This is a genomic window from Streptomyces tricolor (genome assembly GCF_002155905.1).
Lineage (GTDB): Bacteria > Actinomycetota > Actinomycetes > Streptomycetales > Streptomycetaceae > Streptomyces > Streptomyces tricolor.
In genome coordinates this window covers 366-9849 of the sequence record NZ_MUMF01000348.1, presented here as the reverse complement: position 1 = coordinate 9849, position 9484 = coordinate 366, and the positions used below count along the sequence as shown (strand labels likewise).

At 73.4% G+C, this 9484-nt stretch carries 13 protein-coding genes; 6 read left to right on the top strand and 7 right to left on the bottom strand.

The window, feature by feature from the left end:
- Both CCN44_RS24185 and CCN44_RS24180 read left to right on the top strand, forming a co-directional pair.
- Window positions 1–353, top strand: a 353-nt coding sequence (locus tag CCN44_RS24185) for an FAD-dependent monooxygenase (RefSeq protein ID WP_208639828.1), incomplete at its 5' end; no start/stop codon positions are given.
- Between the two features lie 10 nt (window positions 354–363).
- Window positions 364–1275, top strand: a complete 912-nt coding sequence (locus CCN44_RS24180; RefSeq protein WP_086699482.1) for a Gfo/Idh/MocA family protein — start codon at window positions 364–366, stop codon at window positions 1273–1275.
- On the opposite strand, the gene lnt is transcribed toward CCN44_RS24180, so the two are convergent.
- The gene (gene lnt, locus CCN44_RS24175) at window positions 1193–2767 is read right to left on the bottom strand and encodes an apolipoprotein N-acyltransferase (RefSeq protein WP_086699480.1); all 1575 of its coding nucleotides are present in this window, start codon (window positions 2765–2767) and stop codon (window positions 1193–1195) included. The genes CCN44_RS24180 and lnt overlap by 83 nt on opposite strands.
- A 134-nt stretch (window positions 2768–2901) precedes the next feature.
- Window positions 2902–3366, bottom strand: coding sequence for a nuclear transport factor 2 family protein (locus CCN44_RS24170; RefSeq protein ID WP_059248091.1), 465 nt, complete (start codon window positions 3364–3366; stop codon window positions 2902–2904).
- Window positions 3367–3461: 95 nt separating this feature from the next.
- Here CCN44_RS24170 and CCN44_RS24165 point away from each other — a divergent pair, with 95 nt between their 5' ends.
- Window positions 3462–4082: a DUF4291 domain-containing protein gene (locus CCN44_RS24165; RefSeq protein WP_086699485.1), complete on the top strand. Its 621-nt coding sequence runs from the start codon at window positions 3462–3464 to the stop codon at window positions 4080–4082.
- A gap of 66 nt (window positions 4083–4148) precedes the next feature.
- On the opposite strand, the gene CCN44_RS24160 is transcribed toward CCN44_RS24165, so the two are convergent.
- The 3 genes from CCN44_RS24160 to CCN44_RS24150 all read right to left on the bottom strand — a co-directional run bounded on the left by CCN44_RS24160 (window position 4149) and on the right by CCN44_RS24150 (window position 5996).
- Window positions 4149–4328, bottom strand: a complete 180-nt coding sequence (locus CCN44_RS24160; RefSeq protein ID WP_079081287.1) for a hypothetical protein — start codon at window positions 4326–4328, stop codon at window positions 4149–4151.
- A gap of 187 nt (window positions 4329–4515) precedes the next feature.
- Entirely contained in the window at window positions 4516–5391 is an 876-nt protein-coding gene (locus CCN44_RS24155; protein WP_059248090.1) for an undecaprenyl-diphosphate phosphatase, read from the bottom strand.
- 134 nt (window positions 5392–5525) lie between these two features.
- Window positions 5526–5996: a winged helix-turn-helix transcriptional regulator gene (locus tag CCN44_RS24150; protein ID WP_059248089.1), complete on the bottom strand. Its 471-nt coding sequence runs from the start codon at window positions 5994–5996 to the stop codon at window positions 5526–5528.
- Window positions 5997–6109: 113 nt separating this feature from the next.
- Here CCN44_RS24150 and CCN44_RS24145 point away from each other — a divergent pair, with 113 nt between their 5' ends.
- Window positions 6110–7279: a thiolase family protein gene (locus CCN44_RS24145; protein ID WP_086699477.1), complete on the top strand. Its 1170-nt coding sequence runs from the start codon at window positions 6110–6112 to the stop codon at window positions 7277–7279.
- Window positions 7280–7337: 58 nt separating this feature from the next.
- Here the strand turns inward: CCN44_RS24145 and CCN44_RS24140 are convergent, their stop codons facing one another.
- Together CCN44_RS24140 and CCN44_RS24135 are read right to left on the bottom strand one after the other, a co-directional pair.
- Complete coding sequence (locus CCN44_RS24140; RefSeq protein ID WP_086699473.1) at window positions 7338–7781, bottom strand: protein kilB; 444 nt, start codon at window positions 7779–7781, stop codon at window positions 7338–7340.
- Between the two features lie 33 nt (window positions 7782–7814).
- Complete coding sequence (locus tag CCN44_RS24135) at window positions 7815–8594, bottom strand: TVP38/TMEM64 family protein (RefSeq protein ID WP_059248086.1); 780 nt, start codon at window positions 8592–8594, stop codon at window positions 7815–7817.
- A gap of 37 nt (window positions 8595–8631) precedes the next feature.
- Between CCN44_RS24135 and CCN44_RS44100 the strand changes: the two genes are divergently transcribed.
- Together CCN44_RS44100 and CCN44_RS46440 are read left to right on the top strand one after the other, a co-directional pair.
- Complete coding sequence (locus CCN44_RS44100) at window positions 8632–8811, top strand: hypothetical protein (RefSeq protein WP_143649938.1); 180 nt, start codon at window positions 8632–8634, stop codon at window positions 8809–8811.
- Between the two features lie 100 nt (window positions 8812–8911).
- The coding region (locus CCN44_RS46440) for a GTP-binding protein (protein ID WP_244203958.1) at window positions 8912–9484 on the top strand (573 nt) is incomplete at its 3' end.

Sequence of the window (9484 nt, the reverse complement as noted above, 5' to 3'; positions counted from 1 at the left end):
CCTTCCACTCGGGCCGGACCGTCCTCCTCGGCGACGCCGCCCACGCCATGCCCCCCACCCTCGGCCAGGGCGGCAACCAGGCCGTCGAGGACGCCGTCGTCCTCGCCCACCACCGCGCGGACCTGCCCGCCTACACCGCCGCCCGCCTGCCCCGCACGACCGCGATCGCCCGCCGGGCCGTCCGGGTCGCCCGCCTCGACATGGCCGGCAGCCGAACCGTCGTGGCCGTACGGAACACCGCCGTCGCGGCCCTGTCGAAGGCCGGTCCGGCGCTCTTCCTGCGGAGCTTCGACGGCATCGCCGACTGGCGGCCCCCGTATGCTTCCGGCAGGCAACACGCGGACACGCCGTAGAGGAGAGCACGTGAAGGTCGGCTGCATCGGACTCGGGGACATCGCGCAGAAGGCGTACCTGCCGGTGCTCGGCACGCAGCCGGGAATCGACCTGCACCTGCAGACCCGCACGCCCGCCACCCTGGAACAGGTCGCGGAAACCCTGCACCTGCCGCGCGAGCAGCGGCACACCACCCTGGACTCGCTGCTCGCCGCCGGTCTCGACGCGGCCTTCGTGCACGCGCCCACCGCCGTCCACCCCGAGATCGTCACCCGGCTGCTGGAGGCCGGCGTGCCGACGTACGTGGACAAGCCGCTCGCCTACGGGCTCGCCGACTCCGAGCGGCTGGTCGAACTGGCCGAGCAGCGGGGCGTGTCGCTGTTCGTCGGCTTCAACCGCCGGTACGCCCCCGGGTACCTGCAGTGCCTGGACCACCCGCGCGAGCTGATCCTCATGCAGAAGAACCGGATCGGACTGCCCGAGAAACCGCGCTCGATGGTCCTGGACGACTTCATCCACGTCGTCGACACCCTGCGGTTCCTGGTGCCGGGCCCGGTCGACGACGTCAGCGTCCGGGCCCGCATCGAGGACGGGCTGGTCCACCACCTGGTGCTCCAGCTCGGCGGGGACGGCTTCACCGCGCTCGGCGTGATGAACCGGCTCAGCGGCTCCAACGAGGAGATCCTGGAGGTGTCCGGGCAGGACACCAAGCGCCAGGTGGTCAACCTCGCCGAGGTGATCGACCACAAGGGGCAGCCGACCGTGCGCCGGCGCGGCGACTGGGTCCCGGTGGCCCGGCAGCGCGGCATCGAGCAGGCGGTCCTCGCCTTCCTCGACGCCGTGCGGGCCGGCGAGGTGCTCAGCGCGAGGGACGCGCTGGCGACCCATGAACTGTGCGAGCGGGTGGTCCGATCGGTTCAGGACCGCTGCGGCGCAGCCTGAGCGCCCGCACTCCCTCGGTCACGCACAGCGCCGCCAGTACCAGCAGCGCGCCGTGCACCGGCCAGTCGCCGTAGCGGACGTACGGCGTGACGCCGTGCGCGAGCGGTACGTCGTACACGTGCGCGGTGCTCGCGTCGGTGCCGAGCCAGGGGCCGAGGCGCCGCCCGTCCGGGCCGTACACCGCCGACACGCCCGTGAGGGTGGAGTGCACCATGGGGCGGCCGGTCTCGGCGGCGCGCAGCGCGGCCAGCGAGGCGTGCTGCTCCGGCGCCCAGCTGCCCTGGAAGGACGAGGTGGACGACTGGCCGAGCAGGACGTCCGCGCCGTTCCCGGAGAGGTGCCGGCTCATGTCCGGGAAGGCGGTCTCGAAGCAGATCAGCGGGCCGACCCGCAGCCCGTGCCCGACGTTCATCACGGTCTGTGCGGCGCCGCGGTGCCGGTCCTCGCCGGCGGCCCGGCCCACCGAGGTGGCCCAGCCGAGCAGCGAGCGGGCCGGTATGTACTCGCCGAACGGGACGAGCCGCATCTTGTCGTACCGGTCGCCGGTCCGGCCGTGCGGGCCGATCAGCACGGAACTCTTGTAGATGCCGGGCCGGTCGGAGCGGCGGGCGTCCACGTTCACCAGGACGTCGGCGCCGGTCTCGCGGGACAGGGCGGCCAGCCGCCGGGCCAGGTCGGGGCGGTCGTCCAGGTCGAAGCCGACGCCGGACTCGCCCCACACCACCAGGTCGACGTTCCGCCCGGCGAGCGGCCGGGTCAGCTGCTCCTCCCGGTCGAACCGCCTGTCGGGGCTGTCCTGCCCGGCCACGATGCCCGGCTGGACCACGGCGATCCGCACCCGCCCGTCCGTCTCGGGGCGCGGCGCCCACACCCACGCGGCCGAGGCCGCGACGGCCGTGGCGGCCAGTGAGGCCACGGCCGGCACCCGGGAGGCGCGGACGGCGAGGAGCAGGGCCACGGCCACGTTGACGGCCACCACCAGGAAGCTGAGCAGCCACACCCCGCCGACCGAGGCCAGCCGCAGCGCCGGGTCCACCTGCCACTGGCTGGCGCCCAGCATGCCCCACGGGCCGCCGAGCCCCTGCCAGGACCGGACCAGTTCCACCGCCAGCCAGGCCGACGGCAGCACCAGCAGTGCGGCGGCGGCCCGGCCCGGGGACGGCACCCCGCCCAGGAACCGGCGCACCAGCCAGCCCCAGGGCGCCCAGAGCAGGCCCAGCAGCGCGGCGATCAGGAAGATGAACACGTGCAGGCTGGGCAGCAGCCAGTGGTGGACGGCCACCAGGAAGCCGATGCCGCCCCACCAGCCGTCGTACACGGCCCGCCGGCCGGTGGGCGCGGAGCGGGCCAGCAGGATCCAGGGCACCAGGGCGACGTACGCGCACCACCACAGGGACGGGGCGGGGAAGGCGAGCACGGGAAGGGCGCCGGCGAGAGCGGCGGCGGCCGAGCGGCGCCAGGGGGAGGTCAGCCAGTGGTCGATCGTCCTCATAGGGAGCCTCCCTACCCAGCCGATAGCTCCAGTGTGCGCGGTGCGTGTGCGGCCGTGCGTGTTTCGGCTCGGGCGGGGCGGTCGTCCGGCGGCTGCGGGTGCGTGGTGGGCTGCTCGGGCAGGGCCCCGCGCGGCTACGGAGCGCCGGGCCCCCGGCGCCACTTCTCGTGGACGACCACCTCGCTCAGGCGCCAGCCGTCGGGTGTGCGCAGGGCCCCGAAGTCGTACCGGCCGCCGCACTCCAGGTCCGGGGCGGCGCGGCCCTCGGCGCCGCTGAGGCGCATCGGGTTGAGGTAGTCCGCTCGGACGCGTGCGGTGTCGCCGGTGTCGTGCTCCAGGACACCGAACCGGACCTGCCGGTTGACGATCAGATGCTGGCGCACGGCGAACCGGGCCAGGTTCTCGGCGAGCCAGGCGGCGACCCGCCGCGCGTCGCCCTCGATGCCGCCGGCCGAGCGGTAGTCGGCCCGTCCGTCCGGCGTGAACAGGTCCCGGTACGCCGGCCAGTCGCCGTCGTCCACCGCCACCGCGTACGCGGTGACCAGGTCGTCCACGGCCAGCCGGTCTCTCACGGTCGCGAACTCCGCACGCTGCGTCATCGGCACAGTGTTGGGCACGGCGGGCGCGGAGCCAAGAGGTGTGCGGGGTGAATATTCGGTGGTGCGGGGCGTTCGCGGTGGCCGAACCTGTCCCGGTGAACGAAGCGAACGAACAACTCGGCGACGCCGAGCCCAGGTTCCGCATCCGCGCCCGGTACACGGACACCACGGTCACCGTCTACCAGGCCTACCGCCCCGGGATCGGCGGTCCGGCCGCCCGCAGCGGACGGTTCCCCGCCGCCTGGAAGCGGGACCGGATGACCTGGATCAAGCCGTCCTTCCTGTGGATGATGTACCGCTGCGGCTGGGGCACCAAGGAGGGGCAGGAGACCGTCCTCGCCGTCGACATCAGCCGCGAGGGGTTCGAGTGGGCCCTGCGCCACGCCTGCCTGTCCCATTACGTGCCCGCCCTCCACACGGACCAGGCGGCCTGGAAGCGCCGGCTGGCGCAGAGCCCGGCCCGCGTGCAGTGGGATCCCGAGCGTGATCTGCACCTCAACCCGCTGCCGTACCGGTCCTTGCAGCTCGGTCTCGCCGGACAGGCGGCGGCCCGGTACGCCGACGAGTGGATCGTCGGCATCGAGGACGTCACCCCGCTGGCCACGGAGATCCACGGGCTGGTGCGGGCGGGCGAGCCGGAGCGGGCGCGGGGGCTGCTGCCGCGGGAGCGGCCGTATCCGGTGGCCGACGAGGTGCTCGCGCATCTGCGGGTGTAGGCACCCGGCCGGGGACACGGCCGCGTGCTCGCCGGCCCGCGCCGGCGGCGGCCGGCCCGGGTGGGGTCAGGCCGCCTCGATGACCTGGCCGCGGATCGCCGCGGCCCACTCGATCACCAACAGCTCGTACTCAGCGCGCTCCTGGGCCGACAGAGTGCCGCCCGCACGCAGCCACAGCGCCCGGATCTGCTCGTTCACCTCGGCGGCAGACCGCACGGAACCAGGGGGCAGGGATTCGGGGGACATGCGGGCCAGCCTAGGCGCAAGCACTGACGGTGCGCTACCGCGTCGCTACGCAGAAGGTATGGGGTTGGTCACCGGCGCCGCCCGGTAACGCGTTCCTGGCGGCGAGGAGCCCGACGGCCCCGGGACACTGCCCAGGTCGCGGGCGGGCCGCCGCGACGGCGAAGATGTCCGAAACCGGGGCGGTGGGTCAGCCCGCCGACTCCGCCGCGTGCGGGCTGAGCACACCGGCGCTGACCAGCGCGATGATCACGATGCCGAGGGCGACGCGGTACCAGACGAACGGCATGAAGCTCTTGTTGGAGATCCACTTCATGAACCACGCGATGACCGCGTATCCCGAGGCGAAGGCGATCAGCGTGGCGAACAGGGTCGGGGGCCAGTCCACGTGGCCCTCGCCGAGCGAGTCCTTCACCTCGAAGGCGCCGGAGGCGAGCACGGCCGGGATGGCGAGCAGGAAGGAGTAGCGGGCCGCGGCCTCGCGCTTGTAGCCCATGAACAGGCCGCCGCTGATGGTCGCTCCGGAACGGGAGACGCCCGGGACCAGGGCGCAGGCCTGGCAGAGGCCGAAGATCAGGCCGTCCTTGACGCCGAGGTGCTCCAGCGTCTTGCGCTGCTTGGGCGCCCGGTGCCGGCGGCCGGTCTCGTCGCGGGCCGCCATCCGGTCGGCGATGCCGATGACCACGCCGATGACTATGAGCATGGTCGCGGTGATCCGCAGATCGCGGAACGGCCCCTCGATCTGGTCCTTCAGCGTCACGCCGAGCACCCCGATCGGGATGGAGCCGACGATCACCAGCCAGCCCATCTGCGCGTCGTGGTTCTGCCGCATCGTCTTGTCGAACAGCGAGCGGAACCAGGACGTGATGATCCGGCCGATGTCCTTGCGGAAGTAGATGAGGACCGCGGTCTCCGTGCCGATCTGGGTGATGGCCGTGAAGGCCGCGCCCGGGTCCTTCCAGCCCGAGAACGCCGCGGTCAGCCGCAGGTGCGCGCTGGAGGAGACGGGCAGGAACTCGGTCAGCCCCTGGACGAGTCCGAGGACGAGGGATTCAAACCAAGACATGAAGGTATGACGTCCAAGCGCTGTTCGGAGAAGAGGTGATCATGTGACGGACGAAGCGTAGCGGGCCCGGCCGACAGCGCGGTAACAGGGGCCGGGCAGCGGGGGCCGGCCGGCCCGTGCGCGGGCGGGTCCGGCTAGGCGGCCGTCGGCCCGGTCAGGGTCCAGCCGGGGGCCTGCGGGCGGGCCGTCAGGTCCTCGTGGCGGACCGGATCGCCGCAGGCACCGCAGGTGACGACCGGCACCAGTTCGCTGCCGCAGGAGTGCTCGACGGCCATGGGCAGGTCGGCGCCCTTGCGCAGATGGCGGTCGCCCCACTCCTTGAGGGTCATCAGCACCGGCTCCAGCTCCAGGCCGGCCTGTGTGGGCCGGTACTCGAAGCGCTGGGGGCGCTCGCTGTAGAGGCGCTTGGTGAGGATGCCGGCCTCCACGAGCCGGCGCAGCCGTGCGGACAGGATGTCGCGCGGGGCGCCGGTGTTGCGCACGAGCTGGTCGAAGCGGCCGTTGCCCAGGCACACCTCGCGCAGCACGAGCAGGGAGTACTTCTCGCCGACCACCGCGAGGGTGTCGGCGATGGAGCAGGGACGCGGATCCTTCGTGGCGGCCATGGGGGCCAGTCTAGAGGAGGGTTTGATTTTCCAACCCAAGGGGCTATGGTGAGTTCGGATTTCCTACTCACTGGTAGCCGCGCTCTTCCGATCACCGCTGGAGGTCCCGCCCCATGCGAGACGCCGTCATCGTCGAAGCCGTACGCACCCCCATCGGCAAGGGCAAGCCGAACGGCTCCCTCGCCCACGTCCACCCCGTGCAGCTCCTCGCGCACACCCTGCGCACCCTGGTCGAGCGCTCCGGCGTCGACCCGGCCCTGATCGACGACGTGATCGGCGGCACCGTCGACCAGGTCGGCGAGCAGGCCATGAACACCACCCGGTACGCCGTCCTCGCCGCGGGCCTTCCCGAGTCGGTCCCGGCGACCACCGTGGACCGCCAGTGCGGCTCCTCCCAGCAGGCCGTGCACTTCGCCGCCCAGGGAGTGATCTCGGGCGCGTACGACCTCGTCGTCGCCTGCGGTGTGGAGTCGATGAGCCGGGTGCCGATGTGGTCCAACGTGCCCGCGGGCCAGGACCCCTTCGGGCCCGGCGTCGCCGAGCGCTACCCGGAGGGCCTGGTCCCGCAGGGCATCAGCGCCGAACTCATCGCCGCCAAGTGGTCCCTCACCCGCGCCCGGATGGACGAGTTCGCCCTCTCCTCGCACCACAAGGCCGCCGCCGCGTGGCGCGCCGGGCTCTTCGACGCCGAGGTCGCGCCGCTCGACGGCGTCGCCCGCGACGAGAGCGTCCGCCCCGACAGCACCCCGGAGGCCCTCGCCGGCCTCAAGCCCGCCTACTACGACCCCGGCTTCGCCGAGCGCTTCCCGCAGATCGAGTGGAACGTCACCGCTGGCAACGCGAGCCCCGTCAACGACGGCGCCTCCGCCGTCCTCATCACCTCCGGAGACACCGCGGCCCGCCTCGGCCTGCGACCGCTCGCCCGCCTGCACAGCTTCGCCGTGACCGGCTCCGACCCGCTGCTCATGCTCACCGGGGTCGTCCCGGCCACCGAGAAGGTGCTGCGCCGGGCGGGACTCACCCTCGACGACATCGACCTGTTCGAGGTCAACGAGGCCTTCTCCAGCGTGGTGCTCGCCTGGCAGCAGGAGACCGGCGCCGACCTCGCCAAGGTCAACGTGCACGGCGGCGCGATCGCCCTGGGCCACCCGCTGGGCGCGAGCGGCACCCGGCTGACCACCACCCTGGTGCACGCGATGCGCGAACGCGGCGCCCGCTACGCCCTGCAGACCATGTGCGAGGCGGGCGGACTCGCCAACGCGATGATCCTGGAAGGGGTCTGAGCCCAAGAGCCCGGCACGGCACCCGGGCGGGGCCCGGAGCCGCCGGCCGGAGCGCCGGTCACCAGGCCATGACCCGGCCCGCGGCGGCGACCAGTTCGTCGGTCGCCGCGATCGCGGCCTCCCGGCGGGCGGCCAGCTCGGTGCGGTCGGCGGCGTCCCGCAGGCCGAACGCGGCCAGGGCGGCCCTGCGGGCCGGTTCGGCGAGGGCGGGTTCGAGGACGGAGACCGCGACCAAGGGGGCGGTCACCGCGGAGCGGGTGGCGTGGGACGCCGCCCGCGCCGCCTCGACGGCCTCGGCGCCCGCACCGTTCAGCATCAGGTCCTCGCGGTGCCACAGGGCTCGCCGGTGGTCGCCCAGGGCCGCCACCAGTTCGCCCAGCGCCACCCGCAGCGCGTCCGCCCGCCGCTCCGCACGGGCGGCCCGCTCCCGCCTGGACTGCAGCAGCGCGGTGAAGGCACCGCCGAGCAGCGTGCCGGCCACGGCGATGATGCTGGACCACATCGGGACGTCTCCTCGGCGGACGGGCGCGCCGGCTCACCGGCCGCGCAGCTGGTGACGCTTGCGCCAGGCCACCACCGTGCCCGCCAGCGCCGGTACGGCGATACAGGCCATCGCGATCAGGAAGGCGGGGGAGGTCGGCGCCGAGGCACGGGCGCCGGCCACCGCGTAGGCGGCCGTGTTCGGGATCGAACCGAGCGCCGTGGCCAGCAGGAAGGGCAGCCAGCCCATGCGGGAGACGGACGCGCAGTAGTTCGCCGCCCAGAACGGCACCCCCGGGAAGAGCCGGACGGCCAGCATCGACCGGAACCCGTGCCGGCTGAGCTGCCCGTCGGCGGCTTTCAGCCAGCGGCCCCGCAGCAGCGGACGCAGCGCGTCCTGCCCCAGCAACCGGCCCAGCCCGAACGCCAGCCCGGCCCCGAGGACCGTGCCCGCGAGCGCCGTCGCCAGCCCCAGCTGCGAGCCGAACAGCGCGCCCGCGGCCAGGTTCAGCAGGGGGCGCGGGACGAACGCCACCGTGCACAGGCCGTACGCCGCCCCGAACACGACGGCCGCCGCGAACCCGCCGAGCTGCGGCGGCCAGCCGTGCGTCAGCAGCCGCTGCGGCTCGAACAGCAGCACGCCCACCGCGCCGGCCACGAGCAGCGCGACCAGCAGCGACAACCGGGCGTAGGGGGACAGCAGCAGCCGCGTGCACCGGGCGGCGAACCCGGCGGGCGACAGCGGCGGGACGGGTACGGCCGCGGTGACGGCGAGCTGCGTGGCGGCGGCCCGGGGAGAGGCCGTGGCGGTGCCAGAGCGGTTGGCATCGAGCATCCGACGACATTAACCGACGCACTTGTGTGATCGCCGTATGACCGGAACGCGCACCCGCGCACGTACCGCGGAAAACCATTCGACGTCGGACAAACCGTCGGCGATGATCGACGGCATGTTGCGGTACGCCTTCCTCCTCGCCGCATCCGCCGTCGCGGATGCCCCGAAGGCTGCCGTCCCGCTCCTCGTGGCCGCTGTCGACGGCGCCCGAAGCTGACCCTCTCCGGATCGTCCGGCGGACCCCGCAGGGGGAGGGTCGGCGCGTCGCCCGGGGTCCCCGATCTTCCGTCACGGCTGAAAGGCTTCGAGGTACAGCCATGTCCAAAACGGCCTACGTGCGCACCAAGCCGCACCTGAACATCGGCACCATGGGTCACGTCGACCACGGCAAGACGACCCTGACCGCCGCCATCACCAAGGTCCTCGCCGCGCGCGGGACCGGCACCTTCGTGCCGTTCGACCGCATCGACCGGGCGCCGGAGGAGGCCGCCCGCGGCATCACCATCAACATCGCCCACGTCGAGTACGAGACCGACACCCGGCACTACGCCCACGTCGACATGCCGGGCCACGCCGACTACGTCAAGAACATGGTCACCGGCGCCGCGCAGCTCGACGGGGCCATCCTCGTCGTCTCCGCGCTCGACGGGATCATGCCGCAGACCGCCGAACACGTGCTGCTCGCCCGGCAGGTCGGCGTCGACCACATCGTGGTCGCGCTGAACAAGGCCGACGCCGGGGACGAGGAGCTGACCGACCTGGTCGAGCTGGAGGTCCGCGACCTGCTCACCGCCCAGGGCTACCCGGGCGACGCCGTACCCGTCGTACGGGTCTCCGGGCTGCGGGCCCTGGAGGGCGACCCGCGCTGGACGGCGTCGGTCGAGGCGCTG

Excerpts from the sequence above, each read along its gene's own strand:
- lnt (WP_086699480.1), bottom strand. The coding sequence starts at position 2,767 with ATGAGGACGATCGACCACTGGCTGACCTCCCCCTGGCGCCGCTCGGCC.
- CCN44_RS24170 (WP_059248091.1), bottom strand. The coding sequence starts at position 3,366 with ATGACGCAGCGTGCGGAGTTCGCGACCGTGAGAGACCGGCTGGCCGTG.
- CCN44_RS24160 (WP_079081287.1), bottom strand. The coding sequence starts at position 4,328 with ATGTCCCCCGAATCCCTGCCCCCTGGTTCCGTGCGGTCTGCCGCCGAG.
- CCN44_RS24155 (WP_059248090.1), bottom strand. The coding sequence starts at position 5,391 with ATGTCTTGGTTTGAATCCCTCGTCCTCGGACTCGTCCAGGGGCTGACC.
- CCN44_RS24150 (WP_059248089.1), bottom strand. The coding sequence starts at position 5,996 with ATGGCCGCCACGAAGGATCCGCGTCCCTGCTCCATCGCCGACACCCTC.
- CCN44_RS24145 (WP_086699477.1), top strand. The coding sequence starts at position 6,110 with ATGCGAGACGCCGTCATCGTCGAAGCCGTACGCACCCCCATCGGCAAG.
- CCN44_RS24140 (WP_086699473.1), bottom strand. The coding sequence starts at position 7,781 with ATGTGGTCCAGCATCATCGCCGTGGCCGGCACGCTGCTCGGCGGTGCC.
- CCN44_RS24135 (WP_059248086.1), bottom strand. The coding sequence starts at position 8,594 with ATGCTCGATGCCAACCGCTCTGGCACCGCCACGGCCTCTCCCCGGGCC.
- CCN44_RS44100 (WP_143649938.1), top strand. The coding sequence starts at position 8,632 with ATGACCGGAACGCGCACCCGCGCACGTACCGCGGAAAACCATTCGACG.